Origin of the sequence: Sphingobium sp. DEHP117 (genome assembly GCF_030867385.1) — a bacterium.
Classification (GTDB): Bacteria; Pseudomonadota; Alphaproteobacteria; order Sphingomonadales; family Sphingomonadaceae; genus Sphingobium.
The window spans coordinates 295,870-311,459 of the sequence record NZ_JAPFBJ010000002.1 but is presented as its reverse complement, the minus strand read 5'-3'; the positions used below and the strand labels follow the sequence as shown (position 1 = coordinate 311,459).

The 15,590-nt window shown below is 64.5% G+C and carries 16 protein-coding genes; 6 read left to right on the top strand and 10 right to left on the bottom strand.

Annotated elements, in window-relative coordinates; all coding sequences use genetic code 11:
- Positions 1 to 8: 8 nt before the first annotated feature.
- The 5 genes from OOT33_RS08510 to OOT33_RS08490 all read left to right on the top strand — a co-directional run bounded on the left by OOT33_RS08510 (position 9) and on the right by OOT33_RS08490 (position 3,132).
- Complete coding sequence (locus OOT33_RS08510; protein ID WP_307749591.1) at positions 9 to 1,061, top strand: COX15/CtaA family protein; 1,053 nt, start codon at positions 9 to 11, stop codon at positions 1,059 to 1,061.
- Positions 1,058 to 1,375, top strand: a complete 318-nt coding sequence (gene cutA, locus OOT33_RS08505; protein WP_307749590.1) for a divalent cation tolerance protein CutA — start codon at positions 1,058 to 1,060, stop codon at positions 1,373 to 1,375. Before OOT33_RS08510 ends, cutA begins: the two co-directional genes overlap by 4 nt.
- A 131-nt stretch (positions 1,376 to 1,506) precedes the next feature.
- Positions 1,507 to 1,986: a 50S ribosomal protein L13 gene (rplM, locus tag OOT33_RS08500; RefSeq protein WP_307749589.1), complete on the top strand. Its 480-nt coding sequence runs from the start codon at positions 1,507 to 1,509 to the stop codon at positions 1,984 to 1,986.
- Complete coding sequence (gene rpsI / locus OOT33_RS08495; RefSeq protein ID WP_307749588.1) at positions 1,986 to 2,492, top strand: 30S ribosomal protein S9; 507 nt, start codon at positions 1,986 to 1,988, stop codon at positions 2,490 to 2,492. Before rplM ends, rpsI begins: the two co-directional genes overlap by 1 nt.
- 199 nt (positions 2,493 to 2,691) lie before the next feature.
- Positions 2,692 to 3,132, top strand: coding sequence for a hemerythrin domain-containing protein (locus OOT33_RS08490; RefSeq protein WP_307749587.1), 441 nt, complete (start codon positions 2,692 to 2,694; stop codon positions 3,130 to 3,132).
- Here the strand turns inward: OOT33_RS08490 and OOT33_RS08485 are convergent.
- The 9 genes from OOT33_RS08485 to OOT33_RS08445 form a co-directional block, all read right to left on the bottom strand.
- Entirely contained in the window at positions 3,129 to 3,818 is a 690-nt protein-coding gene (locus tag OOT33_RS08485) for an amino acid racemase (RefSeq protein WP_307749586.1), read from the bottom strand. The genes OOT33_RS08490 and OOT33_RS08485 overlap by 4 nt on opposite strands.
- Positions 3,819 to 3,910: 92 nt before the next feature.
- The gene (gene ftsH / locus OOT33_RS08480) at positions 3,911 to 5,866 is read right to left on the bottom strand and encodes an ATP-dependent zinc metalloprotease FtsH (protein ID WP_307749585.1); all 1,956 of its coding nucleotides are present in this window, start codon (positions 5,864 to 5,866) and stop codon (positions 3,911 to 3,913) included.
- 54 nt (positions 5,867 to 5,920) lie between these two features.
- A complete protein-coding gene (gene tilS, locus OOT33_RS08475) occupies positions 5,921 to 6,883 on the bottom strand; it encodes a tRNA lysidine(34) synthetase TilS (protein WP_307749583.1) in 963 nt (320 codons plus the stop codon).
- A complete protein-coding gene (locus tag OOT33_RS08470) occupies positions 6,864 to 7,835 on the bottom strand; it encodes a hypothetical protein (protein ID WP_373690537.1) in 972 nt (323 codons plus the stop codon). The genes tilS and OOT33_RS08470 overlap by 20 nt, the downstream gene beginning before the upstream one ends.
- A gap of 91 nt (positions 7,836 to 7,926) precedes the next feature.
- On the bottom strand, positions 7,927 to 8,979 hold the full coding sequence (locus OOT33_RS08465) for a RodZ domain-containing protein (protein ID WP_307749581.1): 1,053 nt from the start codon (positions 8,977 to 8,979) through the stop codon (positions 7,927 to 7,929).
- A gap of 239 nt (positions 8,980 to 9,218) precedes the next feature.
- Positions 9,219 to 11,492 (bottom strand): phosphoenolpyruvate--protein phosphotransferase, encoded by a 2,274-nt coding sequence (gene ptsP / locus OOT33_RS08460; RefSeq protein WP_307749580.1) that lies wholly within the window; start codon positions 11,490 to 11,492, stop codon positions 9,219 to 9,221.
- A gap of 96 nt (positions 11,493 to 11,588) precedes the next feature.
- Positions 11,589 to 11,960, bottom strand: coding sequence for a CZB domain-containing protein (locus tag OOT33_RS08455; RefSeq protein ID WP_307749579.1), 372 nt, complete (start codon positions 11,958 to 11,960; stop codon positions 11,589 to 11,591).
- 74 nt (positions 11,961 to 12,034) lie between these two features.
- On the bottom strand, positions 12,035 to 13,030 hold the full coding sequence (locus OOT33_RS08450; protein ID WP_307750338.1) for a nitronate monooxygenase: 996 nt from the start codon (positions 13,028 to 13,030) through the stop codon (positions 12,035 to 12,037).
- A gap of 20 nt (positions 13,031 to 13,050) precedes the next feature.
- Positions 13,051 to 14,307, bottom strand: coding sequence for an aspartate kinase (locus OOT33_RS08445; protein WP_307749578.1), 1,257 nt, complete (start codon positions 14,305 to 14,307; stop codon positions 13,051 to 13,053).
- A 92-nt stretch (positions 14,308 to 14,399) separates the two neighbouring features.
- On the opposite strand from OOT33_RS08445, the gene ubiG reads away from it, so the two are divergent.
- Entirely contained in the window at positions 14,400 to 15,137 is a 738-nt protein-coding gene (gene ubiG, locus OOT33_RS08440) for a bifunctional 2-polyprenyl-6-hydroxyphenol methylase/3-demethylubiquinol 3-O-methyltransferase UbiG (RefSeq protein WP_307749577.1), read from the top strand.
- A gap of 3 nt (positions 15,138 to 15,140) precedes the next feature.
- Here the strand turns inward: ubiG and OOT33_RS08435 are convergent, their stop codons facing one another.
- Positions 15,141 to 15,560: a group II truncated hemoglobin gene (locus tag OOT33_RS08435; protein ID WP_373690536.1), complete on the bottom strand. Its 420-nt coding sequence runs from the start codon at positions 15,558 to 15,560 to the stop codon at positions 15,141 to 15,143.
- Positions 15,561 to 15,590: the final 30 nt, after the last annotated feature.

Below are 15,590 nucleotides of genomic sequence, written 5' to 3'. Positions count from 1 at the left end.
AGCCCGCTATGACTGTGATGGTACAGAAAACCCCTGCCGCTTCCCTGACCGCCCGGCCGCGCGCTCTTGCCCGCTGGCTGTTCGTCATTGCTGCGCTGATTGTGCTGATGGTGGTGGTGGGCGGCATCACCCGTCTCACCGAATCGGGACTGTCCATCACCGAATGGAAGCCCGTGACCGGCGCGATCCCGCCCCTCAACGAGGCGCAATGGGCGGAGGAATTCGCGCGCTACAGGAACAGTTCGCAATATGTACTGATGAACCAGGGCATGACGCTTTCGGCGTTCAAGCAGATCTATTTCTGGGAATATTTCCACCGGCTGATGGGGCGGGTATTGGGGCTGGCCTTTGCGCTGCCGCTGATCTGGTTCGCCATCAAGCGGGCGATCCCAAAGGGCTATGGTCCCCGCCTCGTCCTGCTGCTGGTGCTGGGCGGCGCGCAGGGGGCGATCGGCTGGCTGATGGTGAAAAGTGGGCTGGTCGACCGGGTTAACGTGCAGCCCGCCATGCTCGCTGCGCATTTGCTGATGGCGCTCCTGCTGCTGAGCGCGATTGTGTGGACCGCGCTTGATATGGTGGCGGAGTCTACGCGGCCGGGGCGCGGCAAGGCCCGGTTGCGCCGGGCGGCGGCTGTGGCGCTTGCCGCGCTGTTCGTGCAAATTTTCCTCGGCGCGATCACAGCCGGGCTGCGTGCGGGCTATGTGGCAAGCAGCTGGCCGCTCATGAACGACCATTTTGTACCGGAAGGCATCGTGTGGTGGGGCAGCCTTTGGCGCACGATCACCAGCGACCCCTACCTTGTCCATTTCCTTCATCGCTGGTGGGCATGGGGCGCGGCGCTGTTGCTGATCCTGCTGGCGCGCCAGGCCAAGGCTGCGGGTGGGCGGGGCGCGTCCATAGCCCTCAGCGCGACTGTGGGAACGCAGGTCGTGCTCGGTATCGCCACGGTGCTCAGCGGGATATCGCTGCCGCTCGCCGTGGCGCATCAGGCAGTGGGTGCGCTTGTACTGGGCGCGGCAGTCTGGGCGGCGCATACCGTGGGATCAGTGCGGCGGGCATGAGCGGGCTGGCACTCGTTTACGCCGTGTTCGCCGATGCCGATAGCGCGGCCGTGGCGGGGCGCGCTGTTGTCAAAGAGCGGCTGGCGGCTTGCGCCAATATCCTGAGCGGCTGCCTCTCCATTTACGAATGGGAAGGCACGGTGCAGGAGAATGAAGAAGTCCCCGCGCTGTTCAAGACCACGCCCGAGCTGGCGCCCGCCCTCATCGCCCGGATCGCCGAGCTGCACGCTTATGCCATCCCCGCGATCCTGAGCTGGCCAGTCGAGACGGCGCATGAACCGTTCGCACAGTGGGTGAAAACCCAGACCAGCTAACAGGAGGTATTATTTTACCTCCTCCAAGAGAGCCGCTTTTGCTTGACTCTCGGGCCTGCCCCCGCCAATAGGCCGCTTCCGCTCGCGGGGTTTCCTCGCGCGCCCTATCATCAATCAGGAGTTTTCGGGCCATGAAGGCGCTGATGAAAACGACCAAGCCGGCCACCCCGGCGACGGTGGAAAAGAAATGGGTGCTGATCGACGCCGAGGGCCTCGTTGTCGGCCGCGCCGCCTCGATCATCGCGAACATCCTGCGCGGCAAGCATAAGCCGAGCTATACCCCGCACGTCGATTGCGGTGACAATGTCATCATCATCAATGCGGGCAAGGTGAAGTTCACCGGCAAGAAGCTGACCGACAAGGTGTATTACAAGCACACCGGCTATGCGGGCGGCATCAAGGAAACCACGCCGCAGAAGGTGCTGGAAGGCCGCTTTCCGGAGCGCGTTCTGGAAAAGGCGATCGAGCGCATGATCCCGCGCGGCCCGCTCGGCCGCCAGCAGATGCGTAACCTGCGCATTTTCGCAGGGTCAGAACATCCGCACGAAGCCCAGAACCCGGAAGTGCTCGATCTCGCTTCCCGCAACCGCAAGAACAAGGTGGGTGCATAATGTCCGATACCGTCAATTCGCTCTCTGACCTTCAGGGCCTGACCACCGGTGCGGACAGTGCCGTCTCCCCGCCCGTCGCATCCGAAGCCGCGCCGCTGCGCGTTCAGGAACTCGACAAGCAGGGCCGCGCCTATGCCACCGGCCGCCGCAAGGATGCGGTTGCCCGCGTCTGGGTCAAGCCCGGCACCGGCAAGATCACAGTCAACGGCCGCGATCAGGAAATCTATTTCGCGCGCCCCACGCTGCGCCTCGTCATCAACCAGCCTTTCTCGGTCACGGATCGCGAGGGCCAGTATGACGTTGTCTGCACGGTGAAGGGCGGCGGTCTTTCCGGCCAGGCCGGTGCGGTCAAGCATGGCATCGCCCAGGCGCTGAGCAAATATGAGCCGGCGCTGCGCAGCGCGGTGAAGGCCGAGGGTTTCCTTACCCGCGACAGCCGCACGGTGGAGCGCAAGAAGTACGGCCGCGCCAAGGCACGCCGCAGCTTCCAGTTCTCGAAGCGCTAATCGGGCTAGAGCGCGCTGCGTTAAATCTCGATCAGTCAGCGCGCTCCAAGTTTTCGGTTTGCCGCATCGTTATGGCGCAAAACCGGTTCCCACTTTTGCGCACGATGCTTTAAATCCCGTTTCGAAAAGGGCCGGTCTCCCCGGCCCTTTTTTGTGCCCCCCGAATGACCGCCTATAATGGTATCAGGCGGAGGCGCGGATGCACGATATCGAACGGCTCATTCAGGAGCATAAGGCAATGGACGAGCTGGCGCAGGATTTGCTGGTGCTGGTCGAGTGTCGAGACCCGCGCGTGGAGGAGGCGTTTTCTCTCATCCGGCGCCTGTCCGCCTGCCTCGACGAGCATCTCGCCGCTGAACAGGGCTTTCTTTACGCCAACCATTTTGCCGCAGCGCCGGGCCGGCTCGATGAAGAGGTCGTCGCGTTTGAACGCGCGTTTGCGGATCTCAAGGAGGAATGGGCGCTCTACCTGCTCGAATGGACGCCCGAGAATATTGGCGTCGACTGGCGCAATTTCGCGCACGCGACGGGATGGGTTATTCGCCGCCTGCGCGAACGGATCGCGCAGGAGAATGACATCCTCTATCCGCTTGCCTTGCAACAGGGCCGTATCAGGCTCCGCCCGGCCGCCCGCGCCTAGCTCAGAATGAAATCCAGCGCTGCCTGCGCGTGAATAGTGGTAGAATCATAAATGGGCAGCACATTGGCGCGCACGTCGACGATCAGCTCCAGCTCGGTACAGGCAAGAACCACTGCCTGAACCTGCTGCTTGGCGATATCGGTCAATTCCGACTTCATGAACCGTTCCGACTCGCGTGAGACCTTGCCCAGTACCAGCTCTTCATAGACGATTTTATCGACCCGCTCGGCCAGCTCCATGTCAGGCGGCAACAGCGAGATGCCGCAGGAAACTAGCCGCTGACGATAGAATTTCTCGGTCATCACATTGCGCGTGCCGACGATCGCGGCGGACTTGATGCCATCCGCCTGCATCTTGGCGCCAACCGTCTCGGCAATGTGCAGTACCGGCACGGAGACGGCCTCCGCCACGCGTTCGTAAATGACGTGCATGGAGTTGGCACAAATCACCAGGCCTTCAGCCCCGGCGGCTTCCAGGCGCTTCGCCGCAGCGATCAGCGGGCCGCTCGCGCAGTCCCAATCCTCTGCCGTGGTGCACCGGGCCACTTCCGCGAAATCGAGGCTCTCGATCACCAATGGGGCGCTGTGGAAACCGCCGAGGCGCCGGGCCACACCCTTGTTGATGATCTCGTAATAACGCGCCGTCGAGCTCCAGCTCAGCCCGCCGATCAGTCCGAATTTCTTCATGGCTTCCCCCAGACGGCGATGATTAGCTGCGCGGCGCTGTGCCTTGGCTCACGGCATATACGGCAGGGTGAAGCGGGCGCAAGAGCCGCAGGCTATGCTCCCGCCGGCGCTGCGCCGCCCAGCCCGCCCTTGCCGCGCCGCCCGGACCGGGGGATCGAGGTCCCTGCGAGCGGGATCGGGCTCGGCTTGATCTTGGTGCCGTCGTCGCGGGTAATCTCGCCCTTGTCGAGCAGCGTCTTGATCTCGTCGCCGGAGAGCGTCTCATATTCGAGCAACGCGTTGGCGAGGAGGTGCAGCTGGGCCTCGAAATCGGACAGCACCTTCTTGGCACGGTCGTAGCCAGCCTCAACGATCCGGCGAATTTCCTGGTCTATCGCCTTGGCCGTCTCGTTGGACATGTGCACGCGCTGGCTCTGTGAATAGCCGAGGAAGGTCTCGCCCTGCTGCTCCTCATATTGCAGCGGGCCGAGCTCATCGGACATGCCCCATTGCGTCACCATATCACGCGCGAGGCGGGTGGCGTACTGAATGTCGCCGGACGCGCCAGAGCTGACCTTGTCGTAGCCGAAGATGATCTCTTCGGCCACGCGCCCACCCATGGCGACGGCGAGGTTCGCGTACATCTTGTCGCGGTGGTAGGAATAATTGTCGCGCTCAGGCAGGCGCATCACCATGCCCAGCGCGCGGCCGCGCGGGATGATCGTCGCCTTGTGAATCGGGTCCGAAGCCGGCTCGTGTACCGCCACGATGGCGTGGCCCGCCTCGTGATAGGCGGTCATCTTCTTTTCGTCCTCGGTCATGACCATGGACTTGCGCTCCGCGCCCATCATCACCTTGTCCTTGGCTGCCTCGAACTCCGCGCTGGCGACAAGGCGCTTGCCCCGCCGCGCGGCCATCAACGCAGCCTCGTTCACGAGGTTGGCTAGGTCTGCGCCGGAGAAGCCGGGCGTGCCGCGCGCGATAGTGCGCGCGTCGACGTCGGGCGCGAGCGGCACCTTCTTCATGTGGACTTCCAGGATCTTGACGCGGCCCTCGATATCCGGGCGCGGCACCACCACCTGGCGGTCGAAACGGCCCGGGCGCAGCAGCGCGGGGTCGAGCACGTCGGGCCGGTTGGTTGCCGCAACGATGATGATACCCTCGTTCGATTCGAAGCCGTCCATCTCGACCAGCAGCTGATTGAGCGTCTGCTCGCGTTCGTCATTGCCGTTGCCCAACCCTGCGCCGCGATGGCGGCCGACAGCGTCAATTTCGTCGATGAAGACGATGCATGGCGCGTTCTTCTTCGCCTGCTCGAACATGTCGCGCACGCGAGACGCACCGACGCCGACGAACATCTCGACAAAGTCCGAACCGGATATGGTGAAGAACGGCACGCCCGCCTCGCCCGCAATCGCGCGCGCAAGCAGGGTCTTGCCGGTGCCGGGCGATCCGACGAGCAGCGCGCCCTTGGGAATCTTGCCGCCGAGGCGGGCAAACTTGCCGGGATCTTTGAGGAACTCGACGATTTCCTGCAGCTCTTCCCGCGCCTCGTCGATACCCGCAACGTCGTCAAAGGTGACGCGGCCTGATTTCTCGGTCAGCAGCTTGGCCTTGGATTTGCCGAAGCCCATCGCGCCGCCAGCGCCGCCACCCTTCTGCATCTGCCGCAGCACGAAGAATGCCACGCCAAGAATCAGCAGGAATGGCAGCGACTGATAGAGCAATACCATCCAGAAGCTCGGCTGCTCCTCCGCCTTGCCGCTATATTTGACGTTATAGTCGTCCAACAGGCCGATAAGGCCGGGGTCGTTGACCGGGACCGTGGAAAATTTCTGACCGTTGTTGAGGGTGCCGTAGATATGGTCGGGGCCGACCGAGACTTCCTTGATCTGGCCCTCCGCAATCTTGGTACGGAAATCGGAGTAGGCGATGGCCGTGCCACCCGCCGCACCATCCCGGTTTTCGACGACCGACACCACGAGCAACAGGGCAAACACGACCCCGGCCCATATCATCGCGCTTCTGATCCAGGGGTTGCCCTGCTGCGGTTCCTTGTCGTCGTTCATTTTACCCTCATGTCGTCCCGCCAAGATAAGGCGGACAGCGCAAAGTACAATGGCTCATCCACCGGATCGTCGCGGCGCCGCGACGAGACGCCACAGCGCGCCGCCGCTCACCAGCCACCGGCCGATGCTGGCCTGCTTACCATGCAATAGCTGAACAAGTGCTTGATCGATCGTCTCTCCACGTATCGCCGGTATGTCAGGCTCTGCGGCCTGCACCATCCGCACGATCAGCCGCCGCTGCACTTCGCGCGGGAAGTCATGCCGGTCCAGTACCCAGCTGCCCTCCCCATCCGCTCGGATATGCCGCGCGGCAAGATCGTCCACCAGCCAGGCCAGCGCATCCTCGGCATCGGCGCAGGCGGCTGCGGTGCGGGATGCCGCGAGCGGATCGAGCCAGTCCACGCCTGCGAGATTTCGGCGCATCTCAACGCGGTCAAACCGGGCGTCGTCATTGCTCGGGTCATGCACATGGGGCAGGTCGTGCGCGTGCACTACCTCCATCAGCTCGGCCCGCCGCCAGCCCAGCAACGGGCGCAGCACCGCGCCGTTGCGCGCGCGGATGCCTGCCATCCCGCCTACGCCCGAGGAACGGTTCAGGCGCATCAGCAGCGTTTCGAGCTGATCGTCGGCATGATGCGCGGTGAGCAGCCAGTCTGCGCGCTCCTCCACGCGCCAGGCGTGCAGCAACGCATAGCGCGCCTCGCGGGCAGAGGCCTGAATGCTGCCGCCGATGGGGGTTGGCGGAGAGAGAATCGCGTGGGGGATGCCGTGCGCCGCGCACCAGCGCGCCACCATCTCGGCCTCGGCGCGGGCTTCTGCGCGCAGGCGATGGTCGACGGTGGCGGCGCATGTCCGGCCGGGGAACGCCTGCGCCGCCAGCCAGAGCAGGGCCATGCTGTCCGGCCCACCCGACACTGCAATGCCGAAGCGCGCCCGTCCGGCGGCGTCGGCCCCGATCAGTGTGGTGCAGTCTCTTCGGAAACGCTCAACCCACGGCTCAGGCGCCGCACTTGGCACGGACGCGGCCCTTCTCCATCATCGTGCGCAGGTCGGACGCCAGCGAGGTGCCATAGCTTTTGGTCAGTTCGTCATAGACCTTGCAGGCGTCCGCCGGCTTCTTCAGCTGGATCAACGCCTCGCCCAGATAGGCAAGGCTCTGTGCCGTGCGGTCACCGTCTGGCCGCGTGCGGTAATTCTCATAGAACGCGACCGAGGCAAGCGCAGGCTTACCGTCGTCGAGATAGGCGCGGCCAAGGAGATTTTGCGCGCGGCTGCCGACCGACGTATTGCCATATTTCTCGACCGTGGTCTTCAGCTGCACTTGCGCTTCGGGATAGAATTTGGCGCTCCACAAGCGGAATCCATATGTATAGGAGTCGTTCGCGGCATCGCCAGTGTCCGGCCGTTCGATCGCGGCGACGGCTGCCTTGCGCGCTTCGTCCGCGACGGAAGGCCTGGCGGGCGTCACTTTGGGCGGCGTTGCGGGTTTGGCCGGAGCGGCGGCGGGGGCTGGACTGCGCACCGGTGCCTGAGTGGCTGCCGCCAGTGCCGGCGCGGCGGCTGCAGGTGCAGCGGCTGTGGGCGCTGCGTCGACCGCTGGCGGCATCAGCTGCGCCTTCATTTCCTCGAACTTCTGCTCCAGCACCTTGAGCTTATAGCTGTTCTGCTCTGTCTGGCCGGTCAGCGTGGCGAGCTGGCTTTCCAGTGCCGTGACCCGTGCGATAAGGTCGCTGACGGGCGTGGAAGCGGGAGCGGCGGGAGCAGCCTCGGGCGCGGCGGCCGTGATGTCCGGCTCGACCGGAGCGCCATTGGGGAACACCTTGCGCTGGACCGCGCGCACTTCTTTCTCCAGCCGGTCGACCCGCTTGTCGATCGGCACTACAGGCTCGGCCGCCGCCGCGTTGCTCGCCAGCGCCAGAGTGCTGGTCGCCAGGCAAAAGGCCGAAAACCCAGTGGTGATATAACGCATGACAGAACCAACCCCGGAGAAATGACGTGCGGGCACCATAAACAGGCCCGTGGGAAAAGGGAAGGAAGGCGCGGCTCGCCCCCGCGAGATTTTACTGGGCTGCGGGCTGCGCCCCGGCGGGCGTGGCGGCAGACGCGGCATCGTCAAGCACGCGCTGCGTCGCGGGGCTGAGGGAAACGGGTGCTCTCGCCGCCGGGCGCGCAGGAGCGGCGCCTGTTGTCGGCGCGGGCGCGGGTTCGGCCCGCTCTGAGGTGGCTGGTGCTCTCGCCGCCGGGCGCGCAGGAGCGGCGCCTGTTGTCGGCGCGGGCGCGGGTTCGGCCCGCTCTGAGGTGGCTGGTGCTCCGGAGGTCTGCGCGGCGGGCCGGGCCAGCAAGGCGGCGGCGCTGATGGGCACGTCCGCGATCGTCTTTTCCGGCGGGCCGAGCGGCGCCACCGGCTTACCGCCCACAGTCACCACCAGCGCATCGGGCCGCCCGGTAAGGATCATCGGATTGTTAGCCTGCGCGGGCACCGTATAGCTCTCGCCCTGCTTCATCTGCTTTTCGAGCAGGCGCACACCCGCCGCGTCATAAATGCGCAGCCATACGTCCTGCCTGGCGGTCAGCACCACCGGGCCGCTTGCCAGCGGAGGCGGGGTGGGTGCGGCCGGCCCTTGTGCCTGCGTCGCCGTCGTTTGCTCGCTTGCGCGGTTGGCAAGGTCCGACACCTCCTGATCGGTGGATGCGGAGAAGAACTGTGTGCGCCACACCGCGTAGAATGTGCCGAGGATCAGCGCGAGAAGAGCGGATGCCCAGGCCAGCTTGCGCGGAGGGATGCGTGCCGGGTCGACCGGCTCGAACATCTCGTAGCGGTCGGACGGATCGGCGGCGCCCAGCTCCTCGCGCACGCCGCGGGCAATGTCCACTTCATCGGCGCCGACGGCACGTGCATAGGCGCGGGCGAAGCCGACTGCATAGGGCGTGCCGGGAAGCGAAGCGAAATCGCTGCGCTCTATGGCTTCCAGCTGCCGCTGTGCGATACGGGTGACTTCCGCGACCTGAGCGATCGTCATGCCCCGCTCTTCGCGGGCGGCGCGCAATATGTCGCCTGGCCGATCCGGTATCATCCCGGCTGCGCGCTCAAAGTCCAGAACAATGTCATTCACGTCCTCGCCCCTACACAGGGGCCGCTGTTGCGACCTCTTGTTATGTCCCTTGCCCTCTTGTCCCCACCCCGGTGAGAGTCATGACGCTGATGGACCGCATGAAAACTCCCACGCGCAGGCGAAACTGTCAACGAGAGCATAAGCGCCTCATCGTCGGAGTCGCGCCGTTAATCGCGCAGGGGGGTATAAAATGCGCCTTTTTTGGCTGTCAAACCTGTTAACTTCTCGGCTTGACGCCCTCAGTTCAGGTCAACCAGTGCCTCTGTGGCATAGTCGAGCAGTGCCTGCCGCATGTTGGCGGGTGCCTTGGTCAGCATTTGCTGGATCTTTTCGCCAAGGGGGGCCAGTTCCAGCGAGCGGATCATGGCCTTCACCGGGCCGACCGACGCGGGGGTGATCGACAGGCGGCGAATGCCCAGTCCGACAAGCGCCATGGCCTCGAGCGTGCGCCCGCCCATCTCGCCACATACGCCGACAGGCACCTTCGCAGCCTCGCTCGCCCGCACGATGCGGTTCAGAAAGCGCAGGATTGCAGGGCTGAGCCAGTCATAGCGCTCGGCGAGCTTGGGGTGCGCGCGGTCCGCCGCGAACAGGAACTGGGTCAGGTCGTTGGTGCCTATCGAAAGAAAATCGAGCTGGGGCAACAATATGTCCAACACCTCGGCCAGCGCGGGCACCTCCAGCATCGCGCCATATTTAATGCTGGCAGGCAGCATCTTGCGCCGTTCAATCAGCCATTGCCGCTGATGCTCGAACAGCGCCCGGGCGGCTTCGAACTCCCACGGTTCGGAGATCATCGGGAACATAACATACAGCGTGCGTCCTGCCGCTGCCTCCAGCAGCGCGCGTGCCTGCGCCTTCATCAAGCCGTCGCGCTCCAGGCTGAGGCGCATCGCGCGCCAGCCCATGGCGGGGTTTTCCTCCACCATGTCGTCGTCATGATGGAGGTAGGGGAGCGCCTTGTCGCCGCCGATGTCGAGCGTGCGGAAGATCACGGGGCGGTCTCCCGCCGCATCCATCACGTCGCGATAGAGCCGCTGCTGCCGCTCGCGCTGGGGCATGGTGGCGGAAACGAGGAACTGGAACTCGGTGCGGAACAGGCCGATGCCGTCCGCGCCTGTCACGTCGAGCGCGGCGACGTCGTCGCGCAGCCCGGCATTCACCATCAGCTCGATCTTTACGCCGTCCTTGGTAACGGCGGGTAGCTCGCGCATTTCGGCGAACTTGGCGCGGCGCTTCTGGCCGAGCTGCAGCTTGCTCTCGAATGCCTCGTCCATGTCGGGCGAGGGGCGGATGAACAGCCGGTTCTCGGTCACATCCATCAGGATGAGGTCGCCCTCGTTGATGAGATGCCGCACGTCGCGCACCCGGCCGAGCACCGGCACGCCCATTGCGCGTGCAACGATGATGACGTGGGCGGTAAGCGAACCCTCCTCCAGGATCACCCCCTTGAGCCGCCGCCGGTCATATTCCAGCAGCTCGGCCGGCCCGAGATTGCGGGCGATCAGGATGGCGTCCTGCCGCAGGCCCAGCTGCGCCGCCGTGCCGAGCTGGCCGGAGACGATGCGCAGCAGACGATTGGAGAGATCTTCCAGATCGTGCATGCGGTCCTGCAACAGCGGGTCGTCGATCTGGCGCATGCGCATGCGGGTGCGCTGCTGCACGCGCTCTATTGCCGCTTCGGCGGTAAGGCCGCTGTCGATCGCCTCGTTGATACGCCTCGACCAGCCCTCGTCATAGGCAAACATCTTGTAGGTTGCGATCACCTCCTGATGCTCGCCATCCACGCCAAATTCGGATGTACTTCCAAGGGTGTCAATCTGTTCGCGCATCTTGGTGAAGGCCGAATAGACGCGAGCGCGCTCCGCCTCCACGTCTTCCGCCACCGTATGCTCGATGGTGATGCGCGGCTGGTGAAACACCGCCTGTCCCCGCGCCATGCCCATGACGAGCTGCAAGCCGGAGACGATTTGCGTCCCTGTGCCTCCGATGCGTACGTCACTCGGCCCTTCATCGGCCAGCCCGGCATTGGCTATCAGCTCTGAGAGAACCATCGCCACAGTCTGAAGAGCCTCGATCTCGACCTCTTCATAGCGGCGCGGGTCGACATGCTGAACGCACAGCACGCCGACCGCCTTCTCCCGACGGACGATCGGCACCCCGGCAAAGCTGTGAAACAGGTCTTCTCCCGTCTCCGGGCGATAGGCGAAATCGGGGTGCGCCGCCGCTTCATCGAGGTTCAGCGTCTCGACATTCTTGGCGATAGTGCCGACCAGACCCTCGCCGGGCGCGAGGCGGGTGACGTGCACCGCCTCCTGCTTCAACCCGCGGGTGGCGAACAGCTCCATCACACCTTCGCGCAGCAGATAGACGGAGCAGACCTCGCTGGAGAGCGCCTCGCCGATGATCTCCACCACCTTGTTCAGCTTGACCTGAGCGTTGGTGCGTGCGGCCATCACCTCATGCAGGCGGATGAGTATCTGGCGGGCAGCGGCGGCGGGTGTGTCAGGCATGGGGCATGGCTATCAGAAAGCGCACTGAGATGCCAAGGGGTTGCTGGTCCCATGCCGGACCAGTTTGGACTTAAGCCAGCCTAAACGGCGCTTTGCCTAAAGCAGCTCACCCTTCCATTTGGCGAGAGCCCTCACCAGCTTGTCCGATCGCTCAGCGAATTCGCCTGTGAACAGATGCTCTGCCTCGGCCGTGCGGGCGCTGATGGCGTGGCGCAGCACATTGGCGGCGCTCTGGTGGAACTCCGCGTGCAGGCGGCGCACCACCTGATAGGGCTTGCCCTGCTTGGTTACGGGGTCGATGGTCTCGCCGTGGATCCAGCGGCCGAAGGGGCATTTGTCGTCCCGGCATGCCCTGTCCGGGTCGATTTCGCTGACCCCGCTGGACATCGCCACCCGCAGCTTCAGCTTCCACGCGCCATGGGCGCCGATGGCGTTATTGATCTGTTCTACCATGTCGACGTTTGCCACGTCTTTTCCTTCCTCACCTATATCGGTGGGAAGGCGCATAGCCGGAAATGCTTTAAATCTTCTGAAGACGTCGCTCAGCCTGCCGCAAGCGCGGCCTCAGCCTGCCCGATCAGCTCGGCAAGGATGGCGGCGACCGGTTCCTCCCGGCTCACCATCCCGACCGATTGCCCCGCCATTAGCGATCCGTTCTCGACATCGCCGTCAATCACCGCGCGGCGCAGCGCGCCGGCCCAGTAATGCTCTATCTCGAGCTGCGCGGCCATCATGTCGACCTTGCCGTCATCCAGCATCTGCGCCACTTCGCGCTGCTTGGCGGTGAATGCCTCGGTCCCCGCGTTCTTGAGTGCCCGCACGGGGATGACCGGCAGACGCGGGTCTATCTGTACGCTGGCAACCGCGTCGCGGGCGTTGGCGCGAATGAACGCCTTCTTGAAATCGGGGTGGGCAATGCTCTCGGTCGCACAGACGAAGCGGGTGCCGAGTTGAACGCCTGCCGCGCCCATCTTCAGGTAGGAGGCAATCACCTCGCCCCGCCCGATGCCGCCCGCAACGAAGATCGGCAGCTCTGAGGCGAGTTCCGGCAAAATCTCCTGCGCCAGCACGCTCGTTGCCACCGGGCCGATATGCCCGCCGGCCTCCATGCCCTCGATGATCAGCGCATCGACGCCGGACCGGACCAGCTTCTTCGCCAGCGCCAGCGCGGGTGCGAAGCAGATCACTTTCGCCCCGCCATTCCCAGTATTTCTGGCCTTGATCGCCTCGATGCTGCCCTTGGGCGGCAAACCGCCCGCCAGCACGATATGCGTCACCCCATGTTTCGCGCACACGGCGATAAGGTCCATCAGCTGCGGGTGCATGGTGATGAGGTTGACGCCGAAGGGCTTGGCGGTGAGCGCCTTGGTTGCCGCGATCTCGGTATCCAGCAGCTCCGGTGTCATCGCCCCGCAGGCGATGAGGCCAAAGCCGCCCGCATTGCTGACGGCGGCGACGAGGTTCCGCTCGCTTACCCAGCTCATCGCGCCGCAGATGATCGCGACCTCGGATCCGAGCAGCGCGGTGCCGCGCGCCATCAGCGCGCCGAGCGCAGGGCTCAAGCTGCCTGCTCCGCGTCCAGCTCGTATGCGGTGTGAAGCACGCGCACGGCCAGCTCGGTTTCGTCCTCGTCGATCAACACAGAAACCTTGATCTCGCTGGTCGAGATCGCCTCTATGTTGATGCCGCGCTCGGCCAGCGTCTTGAACATGATGGCCGCGACGCCTGCATGGCTGCGCATGCCGACGCCGACTACGCTCACCTTTGCGATTTCCGTGTCGGTGATCAGGCGGTTGAACCCGATTTCAGCCTTGCGGCTCTCCAATATGTCGACGCTACGGGCGAGGTCCGCGCGCGGTACAGTGAAGGTCACGTCCGTTTCGGCGGTGTCCTTGCTGTCATTCTGGATGATCATGTCCACGTTGATGCTGGCGTCAGCAAGCGGGCCAAAGATGCTCGCAACCGCGCCAGGCCTGTCCGGAACACGCGTTACGATGACCTTGGCCTCATTCTTGTCGACCGCGATACCGGTGATGAGCTGACGTTCCATGTCGCTTCCTTCTATTTCCTCTTCGCCGACGATCAGCGTGCCGGGCAATTCATCCTGAGCGGGGTCCGCAAACGAGCTGAGCACCTGCACCCGCACATTCTCTTTCATGGCGAGGGCAACCGAGCGGGTCTGAAGCACCTTGGAGCCGACGGAGGCCAGCTCCAGCATCTCTTCATAGGTGACCATCTTGAGCTTGCGCGCGCGGCTGACGATGCGCGGGTCGGTGGTGTAGACGCCGTCGACATCGGTATAAATGTCGCAGCGGTCCGCCTTCACCGCCGCAGCCACCGCCACGGCCGAGGTGTCGGACCCGCCACGACCCAGCGTGGATACGCGGCCATCCTCCATCATCCCCTGAAAGCCGGGGATGACGGCGACCTGCCCCTTGCCCATCGCGGCGAGCAGCGCGTCCGTCTCGATCGTCTCGATCCGTGCCTTGGCATGTGCCTCGCCCGAGCGGATCGGCAGCTGCCAACCTAGCCAGCTGCGCGCATCGACGCCCATGGCCTTGAGCGTCATCGCCAGCAGCCCGCTCGTCACCTGCTCGCCTGCTGCCACCACAACGTCATATTCGGCGGGGTCATAGAGTGGGCTGGCCTCCTTGCAGAAACCGACCAGCCGGTCTGTCTCGCCCGCCATGGCGGACACGACTACCGCCACTTCGTTGCCCTGGTCGGCCACATATTTGACGCGCGCGGCCACATTGCGAATTCGCTCCATCCCCGCCATCGAGGTGCCACCGAATTTCATGACTATGCGCGCCATATTTGCTGCCAGACCCATTTGCCGTTAGGAGGCGGAGAGGCGAGCGCCCTCCGCTGTGAAAAACCGCGCCGCTATAGTCAGCAAGGACCGATATGGCAAGCAGCCCGGAGACGACGATCAACCCTTCGGAAGCGCGGCATTTCGGCGCGCTGGCGGAGGATTGGTGGAACCCCAGGGGCAGCAGCGCGATGCTGCACAAGCTGAACCCCGTGCGCCTGCGCTATATCCGCGCGGCAGTGGATTCGCACTGGGGCGGGAACGGGCGGGATTTGCGACCGTTGGACGGCAGGCGCGCGCTCGATGTCGGCTGTGGCGCGGGGTTGCTGTGCGAGCCGCTGGCACGGCTTGGGGCCGAGGTGACCGGAATCGATGCGGCAGAGGAAAATATCGCGGCGGCGCAGGCCCATGCCGCGCAACAGGGGCTGACGATCGACTATCGCGCCACCGGGATCGAGTCGCTCGGCATTGAAGGCGCTTTCGATCTCGTCACCAGCATGGAGGTGATCGAGCATGTGAGCGACCCTGCGCTGTTCATTCGCGGGTTGACGCAGGCGCTGGCGCCCGGCGGGCTGATGATCCTCTCAACGCCCAACCGCACCACGCTCTCGCGCCTCGCCATGATCACGGTGGGTGAGGGGCTGGGCTTCATCCCCAAAGGCACGCACAACTGGAATCAGTTCCTGCCGCCCGCCGAGCTGGAGTCATTGCTCGCCGATGCGGGGCTGGAGAGCTTCGACCTGCGCGGCATCACCTTTGATCCGCGCACCGGATTTGTGCTGAGCGATAACATCCAGCTCAACTATATCCTCTGTGCACGGAGGAATAGCTGATCCTCAGCTCGCGGCGGCTTCCTGTTGCTGATTGACCATCGCCCGCGCCATCTGCGCCAGCCGAATCTGCATCGCCTCGCCCAGATCGGGGTCGATAGTGCGCTGTTCCGCAATGGCGCGGGCCATCGCGTCGGCCCATTGGTCACCGATCTCGGCCGAAATCGGAAAGGCGCGGTGCAGCGACATTACGCATTTGCCCTGCCCGAACCAGTCCTTCGGCCCACCTGTCCAGGCGTTGAGGAACTGGGTCAGGCCCGCCTGCACCGGCCCCAGATCCTCCGCATGGATTGCGCGCAGATCCGCATAGGCAGGGTCGTTGTCCATCAGGTCATAGAAACGAGCCACAATGCGCTCGATCACGTCGCTGCCGCCCAGTGCTTCATAGGGCGTTGCCGGCTTTGTAGTGGGTTGGTCCAAGGTCATCCTCCTGCGAGCATGCCCTGATGCACCGGC